Genomic DNA, 25,589 nt, shown 5'->3' with positions numbered 1-25,589 from the left:
CAGGAGACACCGGGGTGCTAAGCGGAGATCCGTCCTTGGTCGGAGGAGTCGACCAACGGTGTTGTCCGGATCCGGCGCAGGACAGCGGCGAGGGGAACAGCGGTGGCGGTGAAGATGAACAGGGCCGCGATCAGCAGCGCGGACTGGAGGCCGAGGGTGGTGACGGACGCGCCACCGAGCAGGGCACCCAGGGGTAGGCCGGCGAAGGCAAGCGCGCCGGCCAGCCCGATCACCCGGGCCTGGAGCTCGGCCGGGGGACGTTCGTAGAGCGCGACTCCGAGCAGCGGGTTGACCACGGCGATGCCGACCCCAGAAACGAAGGTCACCACGACCACGACCGTGAGGTTGTCGCTGAGGGCCAGGACCAGCAGCCGGGGTGGGCCACTGACCGCGGCGCCAACCGCGAAGGTCAGGTCCCGGCGGAGCCGCGAGCCGAAGCTGGTGAACAGCACGTTTCCGAGCAGGGATCCGGCGGCGAAGGCGCCGAGCACCAGCCCCAACCCGGCCGGGCTTCCCAACACGTCAGCCACCCAGAGTGGGATGTAGACCGCGATACTCGCATTCACCACCATGTTCAGTGCGGAGATCACCAGCAGCATGGTGAGCACCATCCGGTCCTGCCGGAGATACCGGAGGCCGCCGGCGAGTGCCCGTGCATAGGGTTCCGGCGTCGAACTGGCCGGCCTACCGGTGCTGCGACGCACCAGGGTGGAAACCAGTAGCGCGCAGACCGCGAAGGTCGCCGCGTCAACGAGAATCGCCAGGGTGGCTCCGAGCCACCAGATGAGCAGGCCACCAACGCTCGCCCCGAGTAGGGTCGTCAGCCGGGACAGCCCGTCGTAGACCGAGGTGAGCCGGATCAGCCGGACCCCGGCGGCTAACGCGGCCGGGCGGAACATCACGTGCTTGACCCGGTCGCCGACTCCGCGCAGCGTTCCCACCAGGGCCACCAGGATCAGCAGCGCGCCGAAGCCGAGCCACGGGGTGAGTGCCACCGCCACCATCAGCGCGGCGCTACCCAGATCGGCGAGGATAGCGGTGCGGCGAAGGCCGATCCGGTCGGCCAGCGGAGGGCCGAGGCCGCTGGAGAGTAGGTAGGGCAGGGTCTCGGCGGCAGCGACCAGCCCCATCTTCGCCGGGCTGCCGGTCGTCTCCAGCACCAGCCAGGGAATGGCGAGGATCGAGATTCGGCTACCGAGGTTGGAGAGCAGGTCGGCGCCGACGAGCGCGACCAGTTCTCGCCGTGGGGTCACGCGCGACGGCCGATCGACGCCTCCGGGTGCTCGACGGCCGACGGGTGGCTGGCCGCGTGCCGCGCCCGGAGGACCCGTTTGTCGACCTTGTTGGCGCGGTTCAGGGGTAGTGCGGCGACGAACTCCACCCCGCCGGGCGCCCAGGTGTCGCTGAGCGCGGCGGTCACCACGTCGATCAGCTCCGCGGCGGTCACCGCCGCACCGGGCCTCGGCACCACGTAAGCCCACGGCAGTTCGCCGGCCACCTCGTCGGGTACTCCGATCACCGCCGCCGCCCGGACGTCGGGATGCCCCGCCAGCGCGTCCTCGATCGGCCGGGAGTAGATCGGCCAACTACGCCGGCGGGTGAGGATCCGGTCCTGCAACCGGTCAACCAGGTACAGGTAGCCATCCACGTCGAGGTGGCCGACATCTCGGGTGCGTACCCAACCATCCACCAGGGTGTCTGCCGTCAGGTCCGGGTTGCCGTGGTAGCCGGCGAAGCGGAGTGCGGTCTGTACCCACACCTCACCATCCACATCAGGTGGCAGGACATCCCCGTCTGGGCCGCGGATCTCGATTCGTACGTCGCCGTACGGCTCCCCGCAGGAGTACAGGCGCTCCGGGTGTGCCGGGTCCTCGGTCAGGCCCGGTTGCGCGGTGACCACCACCGCCTCACTGAGCCCGTACACGATGCGTAGCACCGGACCGAATCGAGTGATCGCCTGGCGGAGCCGGGCGGGTGCGGCGGGACCGGCGCCCACGTTGAACATGAACATCGAGGTGAAGTCGGCACCGGGCAGGGTGGGGTGATCGAGCACCTCGTAGAGCATCGGCGGGGTCAGGAAGGTGGAGGTGATCTGCTCGGCCGGCACGGTCTGAATGAACTCCACCGCGTCCCAGCCCTCGCGGGGAAACAGCACCCCGCCGGTGAAGAGATTGAACAAGGTGGTGATCTGGCCACTGGCCAGCCACATGGGGGAGTAGGAGAGGTGTCGCAGCAGCGGCAACCCGGCGGTGCGGAAGCCGGCGGCCAGCGCGAGGACCTGGGTGTAGAAGCTCTCCTGGTGCCGCACCAGTTTCGGGGTGCCGGTGGTGCCGGAGGTCTGCAGGAGAGACTCCGCTGCCGGCACCTGGATGGGCAGGTCGGCGGCGGCTGGTGCGGGGACCAGGTCTACGCCGAGGCGAAGCACCGGTCGGTCACCCAGCCCCGCGGCCAGTTCCGCACCGACGTTGGCCGGGTCGCGGGCATCGTAGAGCAGCGCGTCGGGCTGGGCGAGTGCGACAAATTCCTTGATCTCCCGGTGCGAGGTCACCGGAGCGATCCACATCGTACGGCAGCCAATTAGGTGTAACGCGAGCTGTAGCAGTGGGCCTTCCACTGGATTTCCGAGCGACAACAGCACCGCGGCGCCGGGTCGGACTCCGTGGCGGAGCAGTGTCGTGGTGAATCCGCATATCTGGGCGTGTATGTCGGTATAGGTCAGCCGTTGTGCACCGTTAACGATTGCCAGGCGGTCCCCGAATTCGGCGAAAAGCGCCAATGCCTGGTGCACGTAGCTCGGCTGCGGTCGGTCGGCCATCCGGACGCCCCCATTCACGGCAGCGATGTGCCCGGGGATAGGTGCCCGGGGCACGGTGCGGGCCACGAGCGACCGCGCCACCAGTTCTGAGCCTAGGGGAGGCAACGGAAACGAAACACGAGCCGAAGGGGGCCTTCGACCAGGCCGGCAGGACACTTGATCACGCCGGTCAGGTTGATTGACGCCTCCACGCGGCGACGGATACGTTCCGCAGCACGCCCAGTTGAACGCCGGCAGTGGCCGGGACGGACGCTGGGCTGCCAACAATGGAGGTTCAATGTCGACCCCGAAAAAATGGCATTTTGTGGCGGCCGCTGCCGCGCTGCTGATGGTCGCCACCCCCAGCGTGGTGGCGAACGCAGATTCGTCAGCCGAGGTGGCAAGGCATGGCAAGAACACCTGGGCCGCGAGTTGGGCGACCGCGGTGGCCCGGGGCAATTCGGGCGGCCTGACCAACAGGGGCCTTGAGGACCAAACTATCCGGAACATCGTGCACACCACCGTCGGTGGTTCGGTGCTGCGGGTCCGGCTCAGCAATATGTACGGCGAGCAGCCCGTCCAGGTCGGTCGGGCGACAATCGCGCGACCGGACGAGACAACTCCTGACGATCTGTCCGACATCGACCCCAGTACGGTGCGAGAGCTGACCTTCTCTGGGGCGACCTCGGCGACGATGAACCAGGGCGCCGAGTTGATCAGCGACCCGATCGACTTCCCGGTCGGTGACCAGCAGGACCTGGTGGTTACGGTCTACTACCCGGTCCTGACCGGGCCGGTGACCTTCCACGGCACCTCCCGCCAGACGAGCTTCATCGGTGATGAGGACCTGACCTCGGATACCGGTGCCGGCCTCTCGAGGCTTGCGGACTGCTGTTGGTTCTTTCTGTCCGGCGTCGATGTGCAGCGCCGCAAGAGTCCCGGCTCAGTGGTGGTTTTCGGTGACTCGATCGCCGACGGCAACGGCAGCACGCTCAACGCCAACAAGCGCTGGCCGGATCTGTTGGCCGACCGGTTCATCGATGCCCGTCCGGACTCCCGGACCCCGGCCGTGCTCAACATGAGTCTCGCCGGGAACCGCCTCAACCACGAGGGTGCGGAGCCGGGAGCAGGCGGATTCCCCGGCTACAACGAGTTGGGGCCGAACGCGCTCGCCCGGCTCGACGAGGACATCTTCGCCCAGAACGGCGCTCGAGCCGTGGTTACCCACCTGGGTATCAACGACATCTGGATGTCCGACGACTCCGCCGAGGCGATCATTACCTCGCTCCGGCAGATCAACCAGCAGGTCAAGGCACGTGGCCTGCGGAGCCTGGTGGGCACGTTGACGCCGTACGAGGGGCACGGCGAGCCGGGTGTGTGGACGCCGGAGAAGGAGGCCACCCGGCAGGCGGTGAACGAGTATCTGCGCACCAGTAAGGAGTTCGACGGGGTCATTGACTTCGATCGGGTGCTGCGTGACCCGGCACAGCCCAGCCGGCTGTTGCCGGCGTACGACTCGGGGGATCACATTCACCCGAACGACGCCGGCAACCAGGCGATGGCCGGCGCCGTCTCCTTGCGCCTGCTCGGTCTGTGACCTTGGTTCGGGCGGCGGCGAATTCCGCCGCCCGAACCGCCGTATCGTAGGGAGGTGCCGTGCCGGACATCGAGGGGCTACTAGCCCGTCTCTACAGTGCACAGGGCCGGCAGGATCCCTATCCCGTCTACGCCGACCTCCACGCGAAGGCGGCGATCGCCGCGCTGGAGCCGCGGCCGGAGCGGCAGCGGGTCGCCGCGGTGGCGGTCGGCTATGACCTGGTCGCTGCGGTGCTGCGGGACCCGGAGTGGTTCAAGCAGCCGCCGCCGGGCTGGAGGGACCAGGAGATCCTCCGGATCCTTCAGTCATCGATGATGTTCATCAATCCTCCCGATCATGGCCGGATGCGGCACGTGTTCGCCGGCACCTTCACGCCGCGTCGACTCGGTGCCCTGGAACCGGTGATCAACCGGGTGACCGACGAACTACTGGACCGGATGGCCGACGCCGGGCCGGGTGAGGTGGACTTCGTCGCCGAGTTCGCGTACCCACTGCCAGCCCGGGTGATGGCCGAGTTCATCGGTATTCCCGCGACCGAGCTGGCCTGGTACCGGGAGCGGGTGGACCGGGTTGACGCGTTCCTGGACGTGGCCGGCAAGACACCAGAGCGGCTGGCAGCGGCGAACGCCGCCGGGGCCGAACTGCGATTCTTCTACCGGGAACTACTCGCACATCGCCGCCGGACGCCGGGCGAAGACCTGATCAGCGGGCTGGTGGAGGCGGTTGACGCGGGCGGTGTCGAGCTGACCGAGGATGAGTTAATCAGCAACCTGATCGTGCTCTTCAACGCCAGCTTCGTTACCACCGTCTACCTGCTCAGCAACGGCTTGCCGGTGCTGCTGGCGCATCCGGAGGTGGCGGCTGCGCTGACCAGCAGCCCAGAACTGGCCGCTGGTGCTGTCGACGAGATCCTGCGGCTGCAGACGCCGGTGCACCTGTTGGCCCGCGCCGCGCCGCGGGACACGGTGCTCGGCGGGGTATCGATCCCCCAGGGCCAGAACGTTCTGTTGCTGATCGCCGCCGCTAACCGGGATCCGGCCCACTTCCCAGACCCGGACCGGTTCGACCCGCGGCGGTCGGGTCCGCCTTCGCTGGCGTTCGGCCTCGGCCTGCACTACTGCCTCGGCGCCGCCGTCTCCCGGCTGGAGGGCCGGCTGGCGCTACCCCGGCTGCTGTCCCGTTTCCCGCGGCTGCGAATCCTAGAGCAGCCGGTTTACAGCGGCAGCCTCTTCCTACGTGGAATCGACAAACTCTCGGTCAGCCCGGGGGGAAGGGAGCATCCGTGAGTGAGCGACCAATCGGCACGGGGTGGTGGCGTGGGCCTGCATCCTGAGGCTGAGGCGTACCGGGCGGGCCGCGCGGCGGCCGGTACGCCGCCGCTGTACACGCAGACCCTCACCGAGGCCCGCGCGGCCGACCTCGCTGCGATCCGGGCTGGCTCCGGCCCGGTCGAGCCGGTCCACGAGGTACGCGACGCGTGCCTCCCCGGACCGGCCGGTGACCTCCCGGTCCGGGTGTACCGCCCCGCGGGGCCGGGGCCACTGCCGACACTGCTCTACTTCTTCGGCGGTGGGTGGACGCTGGGCAGCATCGATACCGCGGACGGGGTCTGTCGGCGACTGGCCAATGCGGTGCCCTGCCAGGTGATCACTGTCGGCTATCGGCTGGCCCCCGAGCACCCGTTCCCGGCGGCCGTGCACGACTGCCACGCTGCTCTGCGCCACATCGCGGCGCATCCAGCGGAGTTCGACGCAGACCCGGAGCGGCTCGCGGTGGGCGGGGACAGCGCCGGTGGCAACTTGGCCGCCGCGGTCACGCTGCTGGCTCAGAAGGACGGTCCCCGGCTGGTAGCGCAGTTGTTGGTCTACCCGAACACCGACCAGACGATCGAGCCGCCCGGTGGCGAGGATCCGCTGCTGTTCAACCGCCGCTCGGTCGCCTGGTACCGGTCCCACTACCTGGCCGACCCGACCGACGCCCAACACCCACTCGCGTCGCCGCTACTCGCCGACGACCTCACCGGTCTGCCGCCGGCGTTCGTGGTGACCGCCGAGCACGACCCGCTCTGTGCCGAGGGCGAACGGTACGCCGACCGGCTTCGCGTCGCTGGCGTGCAGACCGTCCTCACCCGGTACGCGGGCATGGTCCACGGCTTCTTCACCATGCCCGGCGTCTTCGATGCCGGGCGGGAGGCTCAGGCAGCGGCGGCGACCTTCCTGCGCCGCCGCCTCCGTCGGACGCCGGCCGACGATGGCTGAGCTGCCCGGCGGGCCGCCGGTGGCGCTGGCCGACTTCGCCGACCTCGCCCGCGCGGTACTACCGCCGGAGGTGTGGGACTTCGTGGCCGGTGGCAGCGGCGCCGAGACGACGCTGGCGGCGAATCGACGGGCCCTGGACCAGACCGGCGTGCTGCCCCGAGTGTTGTGCGGTACGTCAACGCCGCCGACCGACGCCCGGCTGTTGGGAGCCGTCCATGCGCTGCCGGTGGCGGTCGCGCCGATGGCATATCAGCGGCTGCTGCACCCCGACGGGGAGGTTGCCCTTGCCGCGGCGGCCGGCGCGGCCGGCATCCCGTATGTGGCCAGCACGCTTGGCAGCATTCCGATCGAGGAGGTCGCGCGTGCCGGCGGCGACGTCTGGTTCCAGCTCTACTGGCTGCGGGACCGGGGGCTCGTCGCCGACCTGCTGGACCGGGCCGAAGCGGCGGGCTGCACCGCGCTGGTGCTCACCGTGGATGTGCCAATTCTCGGCCGTCGGCTGCGGGACCTGCGTAACTCGTTCGTCATTCCACCGGAGGTGATCGCCGCGAACCTACCCACCGGCCGGGACAGCCTCGCCCACGCGGCGACCCCGGGTGTATCCGCGGTGGCCGCACACACCGGCGCGGTCTTCGCGCCGGCCGTGAGCTGGGACGACGTGGAGTGGCTGCGGGAGCGGACCGCGGTCCCGCTGGTCGTCAAAGGGGTGCTCGATCCGCGTGACGCCGCTCGCGCGGTGACGGCCGGAGCGGACGCGGTGGTGGTCTCCAACCACGGGGGGCGCCAGCTCGACGGCGCACCGGCCACCGCGACCGCGCTGCCCGCGGTCGTTGACGCCGTGGGCGACCGTGCCGAGGTGTTCCTGGACAGCGGTGTTCGGGGCGGAGTGGACGTGTTGCGGGCCCTCGCCCTCGGTGCGCGGGGCGTCCTGCTGGGCCGCCCGCTGCTCTGGGCGCTGGCGGCCGGTGGCCGGGCCGGGGCCGAGACCGCCCTGTCGCTGCTGGCTGAGGAGCTTCGGGACGCGCTCACGTTGGCGGGGTGCACCGACGTGGCGGCGGCCCGGCGACTGCGGACGACGACGGTGCAGTGATCGTGGAACTGCACTTGGCCGACCTGCATCCGGCGCTAGACGATCCGGCTCTGAACTCGATGAACTTCCTGAACGAGGTGGCGCAGGACTACCCGGACGCGGTGTCACTCGCCGCTGGCCGGCCGTACGAGGAGTTTTTCGAGTTCTCGGCACTGCACCGGTACCTGGACATCTTTCGGCAGCACCTGGTCGATGACCTCGGCCAGGACCCGGTGCAGGTGCATCGCACCCTGTTCCAGTACGGGCGGACCAAGGGGATCGTGCATCACCTGGTCGCCCGGAACCTCGCCGTGGACGAGGGGATGACGGTCGACCCGGAGGCGATCGTGGTGACCGTCGGGTGCCAGGAGGCGATGTTCCTGGTGCTGCGGGCGCTACGCGCCGGTCCCCGGGATGTCCTGCTCGCGGCGGCGCCGACCTATGTGGGGCTTACCGGAGCAGCACGGCTGCTGGACTTTCCGGTCCGCCCGGTGGCGACGACGGACTCCGGGGTGGACCTGGCGGACCTGCGCGGCCAGGTGCATCGGGCCCGGGCGGAGGGGCTGCGTCCGCGCGCCTGCTATCTGATGCCGGACTTTGCCAATCCGTCGGGCACCAGCATTTCGTTGGCCGGCCGGCGGGCGCTGCTGGACCTGGCCGCCGAGGAGGAGTTGCTCCTGATCGAGGACAACCCGTACGGACTTTTCCCGGCCACGCAGAGTCGGCGGCTGCCCACGTTGAAGGCCTTGGACACCAATCGTCAGGTGGTATACCTGGGATCGTTCGCGAAAACGGTGCTGCCCGGCGCACGGGTTGGCTACGTGGTGGCCGACCAGTCGGTGGGGGACGCCGACGGTGCGCCGGGCCTCCTCGCCGACCAGCTGGCCAAGGTCAAGAGCATGGTCTCGGTGAACACCTCGCCGGTGGCCCAGGCGGTGGTCGGCGGTGTGCTGCTCGCCCACGATTGCAGCCTGGTCGCGGCAACGGTCCGACAGCGCGCCGTCTACGCCGAGAACCTGCGTTACCTGGTTGATGGCTTGGCTCGTTGGTTCCCGGCCGGCTCGTCGGTACGGTGGACGGTGCCCGCTGGTGGGTTCTTCGTGGTGGTCACCGTGCCGTTTCCGGTGGACGATGCGCTGCTGCACCGCTCCGCCCGGGAGCACGGGGTGCTGTGGACCCCGATGGCGCACTTCTACGGCGACGGTGTGCCGGTGCACGCGCTGCGGTTGTCGGTCAGCGCGGTCACCCGGGACGATATCGACCGCGGGTTGGGTCGGCTCGCCGCGCTCGTCGCGGCGGAGGTGACGCGGCGGGACCCGGGACCAGGGGTGTTCTGACTCTTCGCGTTTGCGGCATGGCAAAGGGTGACCACCCCCTGATGTGTGGTCCTCGATGGACACTCATAATGGAGTCCATGGTCGCTTGGGAATACGCACTGCTGGTCCGCCGCTACCAAGGGCAGGGCCGCAACTTTCACGTCAGCTTCGTCTGGTATGGCCCAGACGGATCCCGCCGAGATGTCACCAGTTATGGCGACACCGCGATCGCCCACCTCAACCGGGTCGGGCGCGAGGGGTGGGAGCTGGTCGCCGCGGCCGAGGACGTGAACAACGTCCAGGGCAGCACCGAGGTGCACCGCTATCACCTCAAGCGGCCCCTGACCTGAGGCCGGGCACGGGCGGCGTGCTTTCCGATCGCGGTCGTGGTGCCTGTGCCCGGTTTGCTGATCTTTATTAGCTAGGATCCCGGACGTGAGAAATCGGCTACTGGCCGCTGCCTCAAGCGTCCTGCTGCTCCCCGTCGTGGTGCCCGCATCGCCCACCGTCGCCGCACCCTCGCCGACGGTGGTGCCATGCCCGCAGGCCAGCGTGCCGGCGTCAACGCCGTCCCGGCCGCCCCGGCCTTCCCCGCCGCCGGCGGTGGCTGCGGACCAGGTGGTCGGCGGGGAGGCGTTGGCCACCCCCGGCCTGGTGGTCCCGGCTGATGGCGCCCAGCCGCCGGAGGTGACCGCGACCTCGTGGCTGGTTGCGGATCTTGACACCGGCGAGGTGCTGGGTGCGTGTGGCCCGCACGAGTACGCCACCCCGGCGAGTGTGCAGAAGTTGCTGCTGACCGCCGCCCTACTGCCGGACCTCGACCCGGAGCAGGTGGTCACGGTGACGAAGGAGGATCTGGACATCGAGCCCGGCTCGTCGGCGGTGGGCCTGCTCGTCGGCGGGCAGTATCCGGTGGAGACGCTCTGGCTTGGCCTGCTGCTGCAATCCGGCAACGACGCGGCGAATGTCCTCGCCCGCCTCGGCGGCGGTGCCGAGGGTCGGGCTGGGGGCATCCGGGCGATGAACGAGTTCGCCGAGCAGCTGGGAGCTCGGCAGACGCACGCGGTCACACCGTCCGGGTTGGACGGGGAGGGTCAGTTCACGAGTGCCTACGATCTCGCGTTGATCGCCCGGGCCTGTTTCGCCGAGCCGGCCTTCCAGCGGTACGCGCTGACCGAAACCCACCAGATCCCCGACCAGGAGGCGCTCGGCAGGAAGGGTTTCCAGATCCAGAACGGGAACTCTCTCATCGACCACTATCCGGGGGCCCTCGGTGGCAAGACCGGCTTCACCATGTTGGCCCGGCACACGTACGTCGGCGCGGCCGAGCGTGATGGACGACGCCTGGTGGTCACGTTGCTGGGCGCCGAGGCGCGGCCGTTGCGTGGCTGGGAGCAGGGTGCCACTCTGCTCGACTGGGGCTTCGCGCTGCCTCGGGACGCGTCGGTCGGTCACCTCGTCGAGCCGGGTGAGCTGATCGCCTCGCCGTCCGCCCCGCCTGCGGCCGCCGACACTCGGGCCGCCGCTGAGGATTCGCTCCCGGACGGGCTGACCGGCCCCGGGCCGCTGCTGGTCGCGGCCGTGATCGGGGTGGGTGGGCTGGCGGTACTGTTCGTGCGCCTGGCCCGTCGACCCCGGCGCGGGCCGGGGCGGCGTCGTCGGGGGCGGGGGCGGCGGCGGGCCTGAACAGGCCCGACGCACGGCCGGGGCGTCGCCGCCCCGGCCCGCGCCGGGGGCTCGTATCCTTTCGGGCGACACGTCGTCGGGGGCCTTGCCGTCTGCCGACGATCCGGACATGGGACGAAAGGACACGGCGTGAGTAGTGAGACGTTGGAGTTCCAGGCGGAGGCACGCCAGCTGCTTCAGCTGATGGTTCACTCGATCTACTCGAACAAGGATGTCTTCCTGCGCGAGTTGATCTCGAATGCCTCCGACGCGTTGGACAAGCTGCGCCTGGCGTCGCTGCGGGACAAGGACCTCGACGTCGACACCGCCGACCTGCACATCGCGATCGAGGTCGACCCGGACGCACGTACGCTGACCGTGCGGGACAACGGGATCGGGATGTCCCGCGACGAGGTCGTTCAGGTGATCGGCACGATCGCCAAGTCCGGCACCGCGGAGCTGCTCCGTAAGCTGCGCGAGTCAGCCGACGCGGAGGCGTCGCAGGAGCTGATCGGCCAGTTCGGCGTCGGTTTCTACGCGGCGTTCATGGTCGCCGACCGGGTTGTCCTGGTCACCCGGGAGGCGGGAGCGACCGACGGCACCCGCTGGGAGTCGAGCGGGGAGGGCACGTACACGATCGCCTCCGCCGCGGACGTTCCGCAGGGAACGGCGGTCACGCTGCACCTCAAGCCGGCCGACTCCGAGGACAACCTGCACGACTACGCCGCCGAGTGGACAATTCGGCAGATCGTCAAGCGGTACTCCGACTTCATCGCCCACCCGATCCGGATGGCGGTCGAGCAGCCCGGCACCGACGGGGGCGAGCCGACCACCGAGGTGCAGACGCTCAACTCGATGAAGGCGCTCTGGGCGCGGTCCCGCGACGAGGTGGAGCCGGCCGAGTACCACGAGTTCTACAAGCACGTCAGCCATGACTGGGCCGACCCGCTCGAGGTCGTGCACATGCGGGGAGAAGGCACCTTCGAGTACGAGGCGCTGCTCTTCCTCCCCACCCACGCACCGCTGGACCTTTTCTCCCCACAGGGACGACGTGGTGTGCAGCTCTACGTCAAGCGCGTCTTCATCATGGAGGACTGCGAAGCGCTGATGCCGGGCTATCTGCGCTTCGTCAAGGGCGTGGTTGACGCGCACGACCTGTCGCTCAACATCTCCCGCGAGCTACTCCAGCAGGACCGGCAGATCCAGGTGGTCCGCCGCCGTCTGGTCAAGAAGATCCTCGCCACCGTCAAGGACCTCAAGGCCAACCAGCCGGAGAAGTACCGCACCTTCTGGACCGAGTTCGGTGCTGTTGTCAAGGAAGGGCTGATCGACGACACGGAGAACCGGGACTCACTCCTGGAGCTCCTCTCCGTCGCCTCCACCCACGATCCGGCCGAGCCGACCGACCTCGCCGGCTACGTCACGCGGATGAAGGACGGCCAGACTGACATCTACTACGCCACCGGCGAGAACCGCACCACCATCGAGAACTCGCCGCACATGGAGGCGTTCCGGGCCAAGGGCTTCGAGGTGCTGCTGCTCACCGATCCGGTTGACGAGGTGTGGGTGGAGCGGGTCGGCGAGTACGAGGGCAAGACGCTGCGTTCGGTCGCCAAGGGCCAGGTTGACCTGGACACCGAGGAGGAGCGCTCGGCGGCCGAGGCCGAACGGGAGCGCCAGCGCACCGAGTATGCCGATTTGCTCACCTGGCTGGGCAGTACCCTCGCCGACCAGGTTCGGGAGGTCCGCCTCTCCGCCCGGCTGACCACCTCACCGGCCTGCGTGGTCGGTGACGCGCAGGACATCACGCCGACGCTGGAGAAGATGTACCGCGCGATGGGGCACGAGGTGCCGCAGGTAAAGCGGATTCTCGAGCTGAACCCGACGCACCCGCTGGTCAGTGGGTTGCGTAAGGCTCAGGAGCAGGGTGTCACTGAGGAGTCACTGAAAGAGACCGCCGAGCTGCTCTACGGAATGGCGTTGCTCGCTGAGGGGGGCGAACTGGCCGACCCGTCCCGCTTCACTCGGATCCTCGCCGAGCGTCTCGCTCGTACCCTCTGATCCGCGCCGCCGGGGGCGCTGGCAGCGCCGGCGCCCCCGGGTAGCGGCACTGAACGCACCGGTCGCCGTGCGGCGACCGGTGCTCAGGCGGCGATGTCGCGGTGGCGCTGCTGCTCCGGTGTGATGGGACGCGGCGGGCCGGCGTGGGAGGCGCTCCACTCGTCCGTCCGCCCGCGCCACGGTTCGGCGGGCCGCTGCCCGGGTGGTGTCTGGGCCATCCGAAGCGCGCGTTGGGCGGACTGCCAGGCGGTGCAGGGCCAGACCTGGCCGGCGCAGAGCAGGTTCACGCATTCGGTGCCTGCGGCGTCCGGCTGGTGCGCGTCCGCCACGTTGAGGGCCAGCCCCCACAGCAGTGGGTCGCTCACCTCGTTCGGACGGCCGCTGCCGGTTACGGGCCGATGGTTGGTAGTATCGGACATCTCGGGCCCCCCTTCTGAGCTGCTGCGATACTACCTCCACTCCGCGCCGCTTCTGCTGAACGGGCACGTCGGGGCGGGGGTAGTGGGAACTGGCGCGGCCCCAACCACGATGATGGTCGGGTGCGAATCCTGTCTATCCAGTCGTCGGTTGCCTACGGCCACGTCGGTAACTCAGCCGCCGTCTTTCCGCTGCAACGCCTCGGCCACGAGGTGTGGCCGGTACTGACGGTCCACTTCTCCAATCACACCGGCTACGGCGCATGGCGTGGGCCGCTGCTGGCGCCTGCGGATGTCGCCGAGGTCATCGCGGGCATCGCCGACCGCGGAGTGCTCGCCCAGGCCGATGCGGTGCTCTCCGGATACCAGGGCGACCCGGCGATGGGTGAGGTGATCATTGACGCGGTCCGCCGGGTGAAAGCCGTCAACCCCGCCGCCGTCTATTGCTGCGATCCGGTGATGGGCGACGTGGGGCGGGGGATGTTCGCTCGTCCCGGAATCCCGGAGTACCTGCGTGACGCGGTCGTACCGAACGCGGACATCATCACGCCCAACCAGTTCGAGCTGGAGTATCTCGCCGGCGGTCGGACCGAGACGCTGGCGGAGCTACTCGCGGCGGTCGACAAGGTGCGGGCGACCGGGCCGCGGCACGTGCTGGTCACCAGCGTGCTCCACCGGGACCTGCCGGAGGAGCAACTGGAGCTGGTGGCTGTCTCCGAGGAGGGGGCTTGGGCGGTGACCACACCGATGCTGCCGATCAGTCCGAACGGGGGCGGGGACGTCACGGCCGCGCTCTACCTCGCGCACCTGTGGACCACTGATTCGCCCGCGACCGCGCTGGAGCGCACCAGCGCAAGCATCTTCCGGATCTTCGAGGCCACGTTGGCGGCGGGTACCCGGGAGCTCCAACTGGTCGCGGCCCAGGAGTCGATCGCCAGCCCGCCGTCGGGCTTCACCGCCCGCCGACTGCGCTGATCCAGAGCTACTCGACACCTCTGGCGGCGCATGTGCCGTTCCCGGCACATCGCGACCCTGCTTCGACCAGAGTTGGTGGTGTCCGGACCGCCCAGCGTCGGACGGTCCGGACACCCGTGGAGGAGGGCGACATGACCGGTCTCCAGATCGACCTCTACGAGCTTCGGATGGCCGCCAGCTACCTGCGCCACGACCTGACCGCACCCGCCACCTTCAGCCTCTTCTCCCGCCGGTTGCCGGAGCGCCGCGGCTTCCTGGTGGCCGCCGGGCTCGACGAGGCGCTGACGTTTCTGGAGACCTTCTCGTTCGCTGACGACGAGCTGGCGTACCTGCGGGATGTCCATGGATTCGACGAGTCGGCCCTGGCGGCGCTCGCCCCGCTCCGGTTCACCGGAGACGTGCGGGCGGTGCCGGAGGGGCGGATCGTCTTCGCCGACGAGCCGCTGCTCGAGGTCACGGCACCGCTCGCCGAGGCGCAGCTGGTCGAGACCGGTCTGCTGAACCTGATCACCTTCCAGACCACGATCGCCAGTAAGGCGGCGCGGTGTCGGCTCGCCGCCGGTGGCGCGGAGCTGGTCGACTTCTCGTTCCGCCGTACCCATGGGCTGGCGGCGGGTGCCGGCGTCGCCCGGGCGTCTGCGATCGTCGGGTTCGCCGCGACCAGTCATGTGGAGGCAGCCCGTCGGTACGGGCTGCGACCGTCCGGCACGATGGCTCACTCGTACGTGGAGGCGTTCCCGGACGAGCGGGCTGCCTTCCGCGCCTTTGCAAGCGACTTCCCGGTCAACCCGATCTTCCTGGTGGACACCTACGACACGCCAGCCGGCGTACAGGCTGCTGTTGATGTCCTCACGGAGCTCGGACGGAGCGGTCCGGCGGGGGTCCGGCTGGACTCCGGGGACCTGGCCGCGCTGGCCCGGCAGGCCCGCGAGATCCTCGACACGGCGGGCCTGACCGAGGTCAAGATCATGGCCAGTGGGGGCCTGGACGAGGAGGCCATCGCGGGGCTGGTCGCGGCCGATGCCCCGATCGACGGGTACGGCGTCGGCACCAGGATGGGGGTCTCCGCGGACGCGCCGTCCCTGGACAGCGCGTACAAGCTGGTCAGCTACGGCGACCGACCAGTGGTGAAGCTGTCGTCGGGCAAGGTCACCCTGCCGGGCGCGAAGCAGGTCTTCCGGGACCCCAGCGGCACCGACGGCGACCTCCTCGGGCTGCACACCGAAGCGTCGCCGCCAGGCCGGGAGCCGCTGCTCGTGCCGGTCATGCGCGCCGGACGGCGGCTCGACACCGCTGCCGCGGCCCAGGCGGTACGGGCCGCGCGGGACCGATTCGAGGCGGACCTGGCATGGCTGCCCGAGCCAGCCCGACGGCTGACCAAACCGGTTCCGCCGGCCGTGACGGTCAGCCCGGAGCTCGCCGGCCTGCACGAGCGGGTGGCAGCGGCAGCCCGCTCGGGTCGCACCGGCAGGCAGTCGGGATAGTGCCCCACGTCAGTCTGCCCCCGGCCGTTGGCGGGTCGTCAATAGCGCCGGTCGATAGTGGCCTACCTACGACAGTAGACATCACCGGAGTTGGCGGAGTGCGGCAGGGAGTCGAGGAGCGCACCCAGCGCGGGGGCGGTCAGCCAGGCCGGCTCGGCCAGCGCCATCGCGTCCCCGAGGGCCAGGTTGAAGCGGGTGAAGCCGAGCGCGACGGCGCGGTCGAGCGCTCGGTGGGCCACCGCCCGCGCGACCGTAGTGAACTCGAACGACAACGCCGGCAGCGGGTGACTCAATCCGGCGAGGACGGCATCCTCGAAGCCCTCAACATCGATTTTGACGAAGGCGGGGAGGCCGTGCTCGGCGACGAGGACGTCGAGGGTGGTGGCCGGGACGGCCAGCCGTGCGTCCCAGACCTGCCCCTGCCAGTTCTCGGCGCCGTCGGCGGCCTGGACGAAGTGCGGTGACACGGTAGAGACAGTGGGGTTGGCCGAGTTGATGTGGAGTTCCAGGAGGCCGGTCGCCATGCCGCACGCCGCCTCCACCACCGTTACCTGATCGTCGTCGCCGTAGAGGGCCCGGATGCTCCGGGCGCAGAGTGGTTGCGGCTCGACGGCGATCACCCGGGCACCCAGCCGGCGGAAGCTGGCGGTGCGGTCGCCCACGTGGGCCCCGATGTCGAAGACGAGATCGTCGGGGCGGACGAACTGGGTGTGGAAGCGGTCCATAGCGGTGGTGCGACCGGGGTCACCGTACGAGAGGTCGAGCGAGGGGCGTAGGGAGCTGGCGGCGGGGTCGGCCCGGAGAGCATCGACCACCTCGAGGTTGACGGGCACGAACGGACCCTAGACGCCGGGCCGGAGCCGGGCTACCTCGGCGGCACACTTGCGAGCCACTAGGCTCGGCCCATGGCGAGGTACTACGACGTGCATCCGGACAACCCGCAGCCCCGGACCCTGCGGCAGGTCGTCGGGCTGGTCCGGAACGGTGGCTTGATCGCCTACCCCACGGACTCCTGCTTCGCGTTCGGCGCTCAGCTGGGTGATCGTCACGGGCTGGACCGGATCCGGGAGATTCGCCGGCTCGACGAGCGGCACCACTTCACGCTGGTCTGTCGGGATTTCGCGCAGCTCGGTCAGTTCGTGCAGATCAGCAACGCAGTGTTCCGTTTGGTGAAGTCCTGCATCCCGGGCAGCTACACCTTCATTCTGCCGGCCACCCGTGAGGTGCCGCGCCGAATGCTGCATCCGCGGAAGCGCACCGTTGGAGTGCGGGTGCCCGACCACGCCGTCGCCCAGGCATTGTTGGCCGAGCTCGGTGAGCCGTTGGTCTCCAGCACCCTGGTCCTGCCTGGGGAGGAGGAGCCGTTGACCCAGGGGTGGGAGATCAAGGAACGGCTGGACCACGTGCTCGACGGCGTGGTGGATGCCGGCGACTGCGGCAAGGAGCCGACCACCGTGGTTGACCTGTCGGGCGACGAGCCAGAGGTGTTGCGGCATGGCGCGGGGGACCCGTCCCGTTTCGAGTAGCTGGGTTGCCGCATCGGCGGCGATGATCTGCTCGACCGGTCAGCTATTCGCCCGGGGTGGTCTGCCCGGGTAGATCAATGTAGGGTCCCAAACGCGAGCCATGGGAATCCCAGGGAATGGACTTCCGCCGTGCTTGCGCAACGACGCTGGGCAATAGTGATCGCCACGCTGGTTGTCGCCTCCGTTTCATTATCTATGTGACGCACTCAGGGTTCATGTAGGTGAGGGCGTATCAAGGTGACGGCTACTCCCTCGGGTCATCAGGGTTGGCGGAAAGGGCGGCACGTTACTACGGGGATATGCCAGTAATGGCGGACCACCCAAGTGGCGGGTCGGCGTTCCAGGGGTCCAACTTCTTCATCCCTGCCACGCACCCTGAGGTGGGGGAGCTGTCGGTCCTGCTCACCGAAGAGCACGTGGATGTGGATCTGATCCGAGTCGGAATTCTCTTCACCTGTAACGGTCGACTGATTAACTTCACCTGGCTTGAAGCTGACAAGCTGTTGAAGTGACTTCAGTAAAGCCGTGGCCGGTATTTGCCCTCCGGTCGTGGTGCAACATGGGTGAAGCCGGTAAGACCGGCCGTGCCCAAGGGCGTGGGCCATGAACAGCCCTGTTGCGATCTCGCCGTAGCATCGCACTCGTGACTCGGAGGGGGAGCGCGCCGTGGACCTGGCCCTGATCGGATCGCTGGTCGTCCTGGCCCTGATCGACAGCACCAGCTTCGGAACATTACTCATCCCGATCTGGATGATGCTGGCGCCGGGTCGGCTGCGCCCGAGCCGGCTGCTGGTCTTCCTCGCCACGGTTGCCGCCTGCTATCTCGTGCTCGGCGTGGTGTTGCTCGTCGGTGCGGCGGCCCTGCTCGACGAGGTGCGTCCCGTGCTGGAAACTACGCCGTTCCGGGTGGTGCAACTCGCGGTGGGGATCGGCCTGGTCGGTCTCGGCCTGGTCATCGGCTGGAAGCGAGGGTCGGCTGAACCGCAGCCGGGTCGCCTGCTGCGCTGGCGCGAGCGGGCCATGGGCGGGCGCGAATCCACCCCGGCTTTGGTCGGGCTGGCCCTGGCTGCCGTGACGTTGGAGGCCACCACGATGCTTCCCTATCTGGCGGCCATCGGGCTGCTCGGCGCGTCCGCGCTGACGCTACCCGCGAGCGTCGCCGTGCTCGCCGGCTACTGCGTCGTCATGGTGCTGCCCGCACTTGTGTTGCTGGCGGCACGCCTGGTCGCGGCCGGGCTGGTGCAGCCGGTGCTCGCGGCGGTCAACCGGTGGATGGTTCGCCACGCGGCCGAGACCACCGGCTGGATCGTGGGCATCATCGGCATTCTCCTCGCGCGCGACGCCGCCAACCACCTGGAGCTCTTCGCCGCGCTGTCGAGGGCGACCTGAGGGCCGCTCAGCCTGCACCGCTGTCCGAGACGAGCCGTGCTCTTGTCTCTGATCCCTGGGCGCTCCTGCTGGCTGTAGGTCGTGAAAGTCCGGCGGCTCGCGTTTGTGGCGTCCGGCCGCCAGCGGCGCGGCGTGGCTGCCTGGGTCTCCTGCGGAGCGCCCACTCCACCACGGCAATGTTGATCAGCCAGCCGGCGAGCATCAGCAAGGCCCGGGGGGTTCCGGTTGATTCGCCGGTCAGCAGAATCCAGGGCGCGTTGGTCAGGGCCTGGGTGCCCGCCCCGAGGCCGATTGCGTACGCGCGCGCCATCCAGGCGCGGTGACCGACGATCTTCCGCTGTCTGATGCTGGTGAAGCCGAGGATGAGACAGCCGACCATGGCGGCCCCGGCGATAAGTCGGATGCCGGTGAGGAGTTCGTTGTCCTGGGCCGGGCGATCATAGAAACTCGCCATCCACAGGCCGGACAAGGCCGAGGCGAGCCCGAGTGGGATAAGGATGCGTCCGGCTATGCGGTGCCAGTCGGGCCTGCGGCGGCGAAAGCCGCGGGCGAACTGAAGCGCGCCGAACAGACAGTAGACGGCGGAGCTGACAATGTGGACCAGCACCGGTGTTGGTGAGGCAAAGAAGCGGGCGTTCTCCGGGGTGACTGCTGTATCGCTGGTCAGTTCGGTGATGCGAAATGTGCCGGCGATTACTGGGATGGCGCTGAGCGCGATCAGCCCGGCCGGAACGAGCCACTCTCGCTTGGATGATGTAGGCACGGCATGCCCCTTGTTCGTTGTGACGCGGTGATCCGCCCGGCTGGGGACGAATCCAGGTGTACGACGTACACCTTGCTCCAACGGTAGGGTGTACGCCGTACACTGTCAAGCGAGGTGGATTGGTCGCAGTCCTGGCAACGGAATACCGACGCTCTTACCGGGTGCGGGCCTGGCTCCGAGCTGACGCCAGCGACGGAGGGTCACGCCGGGTGAGTGAGGGAGCCGGACCGGGTCGGGTGGAGCGTTCGCGGCTGGCGTAGCCGGTAGTTCGCCGGACGGGCATTGCCGATGCAACGGCTGGGCGGATGCGCGCGTACGGCGGCCCTCAGGCGGCCGTGCGTCGACTGGCCCGCCGCCATCCGGCGAAGACGCCAACCAGGACGGTACCGAGGGCGGCTACGGTGCCGATCACGACCGACATCACCGACCGGGAGTAGGTGCCCGTCCCGGGGCCCTCATCACCGGCCACGACCACCTGCTCGTTCTCCTTCTGACCTCCCTGATCCGGCGTGACCAGCTCGCCGACCGCTTTCTCGGGGGCGAGGGCGAAGCCCCAGTCGAGCAACGCTGTGGCCTCACCCAAGCTGCCCAGTGGGGCGGTCTCCGCACCGAGCAGGGTCACCGTGAGCGTCCGGCCGTCGCGTTCGGCCACGCCGACGTAGGTCTGTCGGGCCAGGTCGGTGAAGCCCGTCTTACCGCCGACCATTCCCGGGTAGCTGCCCAGCAGGGTGTTGTCACCGGTGAGGGCGAGCGCGGAGCGGCCCGGTGCGGATGGCACACTCGCCGCACGGGTGGCGATGTACCGGCGGAAGTCCTCGCGTGCGAAAGCGGCCCGCGCGATCAGCGCCAGGTCGTAGGCGCTGGTGTACTGGTCGGGACCGTCCAGCCCGGATGGTGTCGCCGCGTGGGTTTGGTTGGCCCGGAGCCGCGCCGCCTCCTCGTTCATCACCCTTACCCCGCCTTCCCGGCCGTCGGCACCACCACCGAGCCGGGCCAGGACGTTGGCCGCATCGTTACCGGACTGCAGGAGCAGCCCCAGCCATAGCTCCTCGACCGTGTACCGGCCGCCTGCGACCACCCCCATCAGGGAGCTCGCCGGGTCGAGGTCGTGCAGGTCGTCGCGGGCTACCTCGACGACTGTCGTCGGGTCGAGTCGGGGCATCAGGGCCGCGGCGAGCAGGAGCTTCTGGACACTCGCGGGAGTGCGGTGCTGGTGCGGGCCACAGCCCCCCAGGACCTGGCCGCTGTCGAGGTCGGCGACGACCCAGGAGGTCGCGGTGACCGCCGGCGCGGTCGGGGTTCCGGCCGGCACGACCAACCCGGTGGTGGCCAGCCCGGCACCGCCGACGGCGGCTTCGGCGGGGCCGACCGGAGGCGGTGAGGGCGTGCCAGCCGGCCGGGTCGGTGCCGCCACAGTGGGGCATGGCTCGGCTCCGGTGCTGGCTGTCCGGCTGTGGGCCGTGACCGGTGCGGCGGGCGACACGACGATGGCCCCGACTGCCACGACGACTGCTGGCACGGTGATTCGACGGATAGTCACACGAGGGACGGTAGTGGGGCGTGGCCGAGCCCGCGGTGGTTAGGAGAAGCGCGGCGAATCGGCGCCGGGGAGAAGGGTGGGCACGGGGGCACCCGCCTGTTCGGCATTCACGTCGGGCGTACCGTTCTTCCACTCCGGGAGCCTCGGGGCGTATTCGACCAGAACCAGACCTGCTGCCCGTCCCATTTTTGGTCTGATTTGCGGTACCCCTCCTGCGCCGCGTCTGATCGACTCGTTCGGACGACCTGCGAAGGAGAGCACTCGAATGGCCGATTTCGTTGCCGCGGTGGACCAGGGCACCACCAGTACCCGTTTCATGGTTTTTGACCATGTTGGTACTGACTTGGGTCGCCACCAGCTCGAGCATCAGCAGATCCTGCCGCGACCCGGCTGGGTCGAACACAACCCGGTGGAGATTTGGGAGCGTACCCAGACGGTGATCCGGACCGTGCTGTACGAGCATCGCCTCACCGTCAGCGACCTCGCCGCGCTCGGGGTCACCAACCAGCGGGAGACCACCGTGGTGTGGAATCGTCGGACCGGTCGGCCCTACCACAACGCCATCGTGTGGCAGGACACCCGGACCGACCGGATCGCCTCCGCATTGGAACGTTCAGGTAAGGGGGAGGTGATCCGTCAAAAGGCCGGACTGCCACCGGCGACATACTTCTCCGGCGGCAAGATCCAGTGGATTCTGGAGAATGTGGACGGAGTGCGGGAGGCGGCCGAGCGCGGGGAGGCCATCTTCGGCAACACCGACACCTGGCTGTTGTGGAATCTGACCGGCGGCACCGCGGGCGGCGTGCACGTTACCGATCCAACCAACGCCAGTCGCACCATGCTGATGAATCTGGCGACGCTGGACTGGGACGACGAACTGCTGTCCTTCTTCGGCATCCCGCGGGCGATGCTGCCGCGGATCCGACCGTCGTCTGACCCGGACTCCTACGGTGTCACCGCCGCCCATGGCCCGTTCACCGGCGCGGTCCCGCTCACCGGGGATCTCGGCGACCAGCAGGCAGCCACCGTCGGTCAGGTCTGTTTCGCCCCAGGGGAGGCCAAGAACACCTACGGTACGGGCAACTTCATGCTGCTCAACACCGGTACGGAGCTGGTCCGTTCCCAGGCCGGCCTGCTCACCACGGTCTGCTACCAGTTCGGCGGCCAGCCGCCGGTGTACGCGCTGGAGGGCTCGATCGCCGTCACCGGGTCTGCCGTGCAGTGGTTACGGGACCAGTTGAAGATCATCAACTCGGCGGCGCAGAGTGAGATCCTGGCCCGCCAGGTGGACGACAGTGGCGGGGTGTACTTCGTGCCCGCGTTCTCCGGCCTGTTCGCCCCGTACTGGCGCTCCGACGCCCGCGGCGTGATCGTCGGCCTGTCCCGGTTCAACACCGACGCCCACATCGCCCGCGCCACCCTCGAGTCGATCTGTTACCAGAGCCGAGACGTCGCAGAGGCCATGGCGAAGGACTCCGGCGTAACGCTGGGGCGCCTCAAGGTGGATGGGGGTGTCACGGAGAACGAACTGTGCATGCAGTTGCAGGCCGACATCCTCGGTGTCCCGGTGAGCCGCCCGACGGTCGCCGAGACCACCGCGCTCGGCGCCGCCTACGCTGCGGGTCTGGCGGTTGGCTTCTGGCGCAGTACCGACGAGCTGCGCGAGAACTGGAACGAGAGCCAGTGCTGGCAACCCACCTGGTCCTCGGAGCGGCGCGAGGCCGGCTATGACCGCTGGAAGCGGGCGGTGCAGCGTACCCTCGACTGGGTTGATCTCGACTGATCAACCCAGTCTGGTCGCGCTGGACGTCTCCGGGGAGGCTGGGCGGGAGCCCGGGTGGCCGGGCACTCCCGCCTCCCGCTCTTCCCGTTCCCCTGCGGCACCGGGCGAATTGGAGACGGGTCGGGGCGGATACACCCACGCCACCAAGACCACCGAGATGATCATTAGTAGGAACCACGACCCCAGTTTGCTCACGGACACCGGATGCCAGCCCTCGGCCTGGTTGGGGTAGGTCCACGCGTGTGACCAGGTGGAGATGTTCTCGGCGAGCCAGATGAAGACTGCGACGAGCCCGAACGCGCAGAGCACCGGCATCCGCAGGTGGCGCCGGAAGACCCGGAAATGCATGACGCACCGGCCAAAGACCACGACCACCCCGACCATGATCGGCCAGCGGAGGTCAGCGAGGTAGTGGTGGGTGAAGAAGTTGACGTAGATCGCCGCCGCCACCACCGCGGTCAACCACTGCCGTGGATAGCGGTCGAACCGTAGGTCGAACAGGCGATACACGCGCACCAGGTAGGAGCCGACCGCGGCGTACATGAAGCCGGAGAAGAGTGGCACCTGCCCGAGCCGGAGGATGCCATCGTCGGCATAGGACCAGGAGCCGACCTCGGTCTTGAAAATTTCCATGATGGTACCCGCGAGGTGGAACAGCACCACCACCCGAAGCTCGCGCAGTGTTTCCAGCCGCGTGGTGACCATGACGACCTGGATCGCGAGCGCCGCGACCGTCAGCGCGTCGTTGCGCGCCAGCGCAGCGTCGTCGGGCCACCACAGTCGGGCCGCGACAACCACCGCGAGCATCGCGGCGCCGAACACGCAGGCCCACGCCTGCTTGGCGGTGAAGGCGGCGAGTTCAACCGCCCAGGCTCTCCAGCCGGTACGCGGAGCGTGCTCGAGCCACGCGTGCACCCGGCGGTCCAGGGCGCGTTCCGGTCCGGTGAATACCGCATTGTCCTCGGACCGGGGTGGGGTCATTCGTGAACGCTATCGCTGCGGCCCTGGTCGGTGTTGACCGACCAGGGCCGCAGCGCCGTTGTTGCCTTCCTGGAGTCCGGGATGGCAGCAGCCGTTGGAACTCGGTCCGGAAATCGTCCGGGACGATCCGTGGCTGCTGCTCACCCCTTCCGACGGATCAGGTTGCTGAAGCTCAGTTCTGCTTCAGCGAGGTCTCGCCGTAGGCGGCGCCGGAGACCTGGTTCCAGACGAAGGTGTCGACCTTGTCGCTGTAGAGCGCCGCCTCCTTCCGCCAGAACATCGGGATGACCGGCAGCTCCTCGGCCAGGATGTCCTCGGCCTGCTGGTAGAAGGCGATGGCCTCCTCCAGGGACGGGGCGGAGTCACCCTTCTTCAGCAGGTCGTCGAACCCGGCGTTGCTGAAGGTGCTGTTGTTGCTGTCGTTGCCGGAGGCGTAGAGCGGAGTCAGGTAGGTCTCCAGGAACGGGTAGTCCGGGCCCCAGCCGAGCCGGAACGGGCCGGTGAACTCCCGGTTGTCCGCCTTTTCCAGGTACTCGGGGAACTGCAGGTTGACCTTCAGCTCGTAGTCGATGCCCAGCGCGTTCTTGATCTGGTCGCCGACCGCCTGTAGCCAGGCCTCGTGGTTGTTACCCGCGTTGGCCCACAGGGTCAGCTTCTTGCCCTCGGGCCAGCCGCCGGCCGCCGCGAGCAGTTCCTTGGCCTTCTCGACGTCCTGCTCGCAGTAGGTGCAGATACCCGGGCGAGCGCCGTCGAAGATCGGTGCGACGAAGCCGGTGGCGGGGGTGTACCGGCCGTCGAAGACGGCGTCGATGATGGACTGCCGGTCGATCGCCATCGAGAACGCCTGGCGGATCCGCTTGTCCTTGAAGCTGTCGTTGTACAGCGGCAGGCCGACGTAGTTGAGGCTGTCGCCCTCCTGCTCGTGCAGCCGGTCGCCGTAGCTGGCCTGGGCGTCCTTGAAGCGCGCCGGCGGGATCGTGTACATCACGTCCAGCTCGCCGGCCTGGAAGGCGGAGTAGCCGGCGTCCACGTCGGCGAAGATCCGGTAGTAGATCTCGTCCGGCTTGCCCGGCTCACCGTTCCAGCTGTCGCTCCGGACCAGGTTGATCTCGACCTCGTGTTCCCACTGACCGTCGATCTTGTAGGGGCCGTTGCCGATCGGGGTCTCGTTGCAGGCCTCGATGTCGTCGATGCAGGCCTGGGCCATCGGGAAGAATCCCGAGTATCCGACAATCGTCGGGAAGCCGCTGAACGGCGCCTTGAGCTCCACGGTGAAGGTCAGGTCGTCGACCTTCTGCAGCCCGGACATCGTCTCGGCGGACGGCTCGGGGGCCTCTGCCGGGCCGTCGCCGTCGGGGTCCTTGGGCAGGACCGCGTCGATGCCGGCGATGCGCTTCATGAAGTAGCCGTTGTTCTGCGCGTTCGGCGCGTAGGCGGCGTAGTTCCACGAGCGGATGAAGGCGTCGGCGTTGACCGGCTCACCGTTGTCGAAGGTGTAGCCGTCCTTCAGCTTGATCGTCCAGAGCTTCTGGTCCTCCGACTCGATCGACTCGGCCAGGTCCATCTCCGGCTCACCGGTGTCGGCGTTGTACTTGACCAGACCACGGTAGAGCTGACGGATCACGTAGATCGACGGCTCGTCGTCGCCGTTGGATGGCAGCAGGAACGCCGGCTCCGAGGCGTAGACCCGCAGCTGACCGCCGGCCTGACCGGCAGAGTCCTCCGGATCGTCGCTGCCACCACCACAGGCGGTGGCCAACATGGCGGTGGCGGTCGCTGCGACCGCCACCTTCAGAAATTTCCCGCGCATGGGAGTGCCTCCTCAGGGCGCTTGGCTCACGAGGGGGTGTGAGGTGCCTGTCACTGTGACACCAGACACGCGATTTCGAGAAGGCGTGTTATCAAGCCGATACCCGGCCGGGACGGTGCGTACATCAGTCAAGAGCGATTTGTCCGAACCGCGTCCGTTGGC

General features: G+C 68.8%; 21 protein-coding genes and 1 pseudogene. 14 read left to right on the top strand and 8 right to left on the bottom strand.

Going from position 1 to position 25,589, the window contains the following annotated elements:
* Positions 1-17: 17 nt before the first annotated feature.
* On the bottom strand, positions 18-1,253 hold the full coding sequence (locus tag SALPAC4_RS0122920; protein ID WP_019872357.1) for an MFS transporter: 1,236 nt from the start codon (positions 1,251-1,253) through the stop codon (positions 18-20).
* On the bottom strand, positions 1,250-2,815 hold the full coding sequence (locus SALPAC4_RS0122915) for a class I adenylate-forming enzyme family protein (protein ID WP_019872356.1): 1,566 nt from the start codon (positions 2,813-2,815) through the stop codon (positions 1,250-1,252). Before SALPAC4_RS0122915 ends, SALPAC4_RS0122920 begins: the two co-directional genes overlap by 4 nt.
* 304 nt (positions 2,816-3,119) lie before the next feature.
* Between SALPAC4_RS0122915 and SALPAC4_RS0122910 the strand changes: the two genes are divergently transcribed.
* The 8 genes from SALPAC4_RS0122910 (at position 3,120) to htpG (ending at position 12,760) form a co-directional block, all read left to right on the top strand.
* Complete coding sequence (locus SALPAC4_RS0122910; protein ID WP_018730453.1) at positions 3,120-4,391, top strand: SGNH/GDSL hydrolase family protein; 1,272 nt, start codon at positions 3,120-3,122, stop codon at positions 4,389-4,391.
* Positions 4,392-4,450: 59 nt separating this feature from the next.
* Positions 4,451-5,677: a cytochrome P450 gene (locus tag SALPAC4_RS0122905; protein ID WP_019872355.1), complete on the top strand. Its 1,227-nt coding sequence runs from the start codon at positions 4,451-4,453 to the stop codon at positions 5,675-5,677.
* Between the two features lie 30 nt (positions 5,678-5,707).
* Positions 5,708-6,649, top strand: a complete 942-nt coding sequence (locus tag SALPAC4_RS0122900; protein ID WP_019872354.1) for an alpha/beta hydrolase — start codon at positions 5,708-5,710, stop codon at positions 6,647-6,649.
* Positions 6,642-7,739: an alpha-hydroxy acid oxidase gene (locus tag SALPAC4_RS0122895; RefSeq protein WP_019872353.1), complete on the top strand. Its 1,098-nt coding sequence runs from the start codon at positions 6,642-6,644 to the stop codon at positions 7,737-7,739. Before SALPAC4_RS0122900 ends, SALPAC4_RS0122895 begins: the two co-directional genes overlap by 8 nt.
* Entirely contained in the window at positions 7,688-9,055 is a 1,368-nt protein-coding gene (locus SALPAC4_RS0122890; protein ID WP_019872352.1) for an aminotransferase-like domain-containing protein, read from the top strand. The genes SALPAC4_RS0122895 and SALPAC4_RS0122890 overlap by 52 nt, the downstream gene beginning before the upstream one ends.
* Positions 9,056-9,123: 68 nt before the next feature.
* Positions 9,124-9,384: a hypothetical protein gene (locus SALPAC4_RS0122885; protein WP_018730448.1), complete on the top strand. Its 261-nt coding sequence runs from the start codon at positions 9,124-9,126 to the stop codon at positions 9,382-9,384.
* A gap of 85 nt (positions 9,385-9,469) precedes the next feature.
* Complete coding sequence (locus tag SALPAC4_RS0122880) at positions 9,470-10,720, top strand: D-alanyl-D-alanine carboxypeptidase family protein (protein ID WP_027645021.1); 1,251 nt, start codon at positions 9,470-9,472, stop codon at positions 10,718-10,720.
* 129 nt (positions 10,721-10,849) lie between these two features.
* Positions 10,850-12,760: a molecular chaperone HtpG gene (htpG, locus tag SALPAC4_RS0122875; RefSeq protein WP_019872350.1), complete on the top strand. Its 1,911-nt coding sequence runs from the start codon at positions 10,850-10,852 to the stop codon at positions 12,758-12,760.
* Positions 12,761-12,843: 83 nt separating this feature from the next.
* Here htpG and SALPAC4_RS0122870 read toward each other — a convergent pair whose 3' ends face one another.
* Positions 12,844-13,179, bottom strand: coding sequence for a hypothetical protein (locus SALPAC4_RS0122870; protein WP_027645020.1), 336 nt, complete (start codon positions 13,177-13,179; stop codon positions 12,844-12,846).
* Positions 13,180-13,299: 120 nt separating this feature from the next.
* Between SALPAC4_RS0122870 and pdxY the strand changes: the two genes are divergently transcribed.
* A complete protein-coding gene (gene pdxY, locus SALPAC4_RS0122865; RefSeq protein WP_019872348.1) occupies positions 13,300-14,151 on the top strand; it encodes a pyridoxal kinase PdxY in 852 nt (283 codons plus the stop codon).
* 131 nt (positions 14,152-14,282) lie between these two features.
* A complete protein-coding gene (locus tag SALPAC4_RS0122860) occupies positions 14,283-15,635 on the top strand; it encodes a nicotinate phosphoribosyltransferase (RefSeq protein ID WP_027645019.1) in 1,353 nt (450 codons plus the stop codon).
* A 62-nt stretch (positions 15,636-15,697) separates the two neighbouring features.
* Here the strand turns inward: SALPAC4_RS0122860 and SALPAC4_RS0122855 are convergent, their stop codons facing one another.
* Positions 15,698-16,468, bottom strand: coding sequence for an FkbM family methyltransferase (locus SALPAC4_RS0122855; protein WP_019872346.1), 771 nt, complete (start codon positions 16,466-16,468; stop codon positions 15,698-15,700).
* 72 nt (positions 16,469-16,540) lie between these two features.
* Here SALPAC4_RS0122855 and SALPAC4_RS0122850 point away from each other — a divergent pair, with 72 nt between their 5' ends.
* The 3 genes from SALPAC4_RS0122850 to SALPAC4_RS0122840 all read left to right on the top strand — a co-directional run bounded on the left by SALPAC4_RS0122850 (position 16,541) and on the right by SALPAC4_RS0122840 (position 18,550).
* On the top strand, positions 16,541-17,161 hold the full coding sequence (locus SALPAC4_RS0122850) for an L-threonylcarbamoyladenylate synthase (RefSeq protein ID WP_019872345.1): 621 nt from the start codon (positions 16,541-16,543) through the stop codon (positions 17,159-17,161).
* A 308-nt stretch (positions 17,162-17,469) separates the two neighbouring features.
* Positions 17,470-17,673 (top strand): hypothetical protein, encoded by a 204-nt coding sequence (locus tag SALPAC4_RS0122845; RefSeq protein ID WP_019872344.1) that lies wholly within the window; start codon positions 17,470-17,472, stop codon positions 17,671-17,673.
* 154 nt (positions 17,674-17,827) lie between these two features.
* A complete protein-coding gene (locus SALPAC4_RS0122840; protein WP_019872343.1) occupies positions 17,828-18,550 on the top strand; it encodes a GAP family protein in 723 nt (240 codons plus the stop codon).
* Between the two features lie 23 nt (positions 18,551-18,573).
* Here SALPAC4_RS0122840 and SALPAC4_RS0122835 read toward each other — a convergent pair.
* Positions 18,574-19,313 (bottom strand): annotated as a pseudogene (locus SALPAC4_RS0122835) (DUF2306 domain-containing protein); the annotation flags it as partial.
* A gap of 325 nt (positions 19,314-19,638) precedes the next feature.
* Positions 19,639-20,853: a D-alanyl-D-alanine carboxypeptidase family protein gene (locus SALPAC4_RS0122830; protein WP_027645018.1), complete on the bottom strand. Its 1,215-nt coding sequence runs from the start codon at positions 20,851-20,853 to the stop codon at positions 19,639-19,641.
* 265 nt (positions 20,854-21,118) lie between these two features.
* Here SALPAC4_RS0122830 and glpK point away from each other — a divergent pair, with 265 nt between their 5' ends.
* A complete protein-coding gene (gene glpK, locus SALPAC4_RS0122820) occupies positions 21,119-22,636 on the top strand; it encodes a glycerol kinase GlpK (protein WP_019872340.1) in 1,518 nt (505 codons plus the stop codon).
* On the opposite strand, the gene SALPAC4_RS0122815 is transcribed toward glpK, so the two are convergent.
* Positions 22,637-23,617 carry a DUF817 domain-containing protein gene (locus tag SALPAC4_RS0122815; RefSeq protein WP_019872339.1) on the bottom strand — a complete coding sequence of 327 codons (981 nt, stop codon included), beginning with the start codon at positions 23,615-23,617 and terminating at the stop codon, positions 22,637-22,639.
* Positions 23,618-23,789: 172 nt separating this feature from the next.
* Positions 23,790-25,427, bottom strand: a complete 1,638-nt coding sequence (locus SALPAC4_RS0122810; RefSeq protein ID WP_027645017.1) for a peptide ABC transporter substrate-binding protein — start codon at positions 25,425-25,427, stop codon at positions 23,790-23,792.
* Positions 25,428-25,589 lie beyond the last annotated feature (162 nt).

It is taken from the genome of Salinispora oceanensis, from assembly GCF_000383575.1.
GTDB classification, from domain to species: Bacteria; Actinomycetota; Actinomycetes; order Mycobacteriales; family Micromonosporaceae; genus Micromonospora; species Micromonospora oceanensis.
Note: the sequence above shows the minus strand (reverse complement) of the source record. Positions and strands in the feature narration are given on the sequence as shown.

Bases quoted from the DNA above. Each gene is read 5' to 3' on its own strand.
- SALPAC4_RS0122915 (WP_019872356.1), bottom strand. From the start codon at position 2,815: ATGGCCGACCGACCGCAGCCGAGCTACGTGCACCAGGCATTGGCGCTT.
- SALPAC4_RS0122895 (WP_019872353.1), top strand. From the start codon at position 6,642: ATGGCTGAGCTGCCCGGCGGGCCGCCGGTGGCGCTGGCCGACTTCGCC.
- SALPAC4_RS0122885 (WP_018730448.1), top strand. From the start codon at position 9,124: ATGGAGTCCATGGTCGCTTGGGAATACGCACTGCTGGTCCGCCGCTAC.
- SALPAC4_RS0122870 (WP_027645020.1), bottom strand. From the start codon at position 13,179: ATGTCCGATACTACCAACCATCGGCCCGTAACCGGCAGCGGCCGTCCG.
- SALPAC4_RS0122860 (WP_027645019.1), top strand. From the start codon at position 14,283: ATGACCGGTCTCCAGATCGACCTCTACGAGCTTCGGATGGCCGCCAGC.
- SALPAC4_RS0122850 (WP_019872345.1), top strand. From the start codon at position 16,541: ATGGCGAGGTACTACGACGTGCATCCGGACAACCCGCAGCCCCGGACC.
- SALPAC4_RS0122845 (WP_019872344.1), top strand. From the start codon at position 17,470: ATGGCGGACCACCCAAGTGGCGGGTCGGCGTTCCAGGGGTCCAACTTC.
- glpK (WP_019872340.1), top strand. From the start codon at position 21,119: ATGGCCGATTTCGTTGCCGCGGTGGACCAGGGCACCACCAGTACCCGT.
- SALPAC4_RS0122815 (WP_019872339.1), bottom strand. From the start codon at position 23,617: ATGACCCCACCCCGGTCCGAGGACAATGCGGTATTCACCGGACCGGAA.
- SALPAC4_RS0122810 (WP_027645017.1), bottom strand. From the start codon at position 25,427: ATGCGCGGGAAATTTCTGAAGGTGGCGGTCGCAGCGACCGCCACCGCC.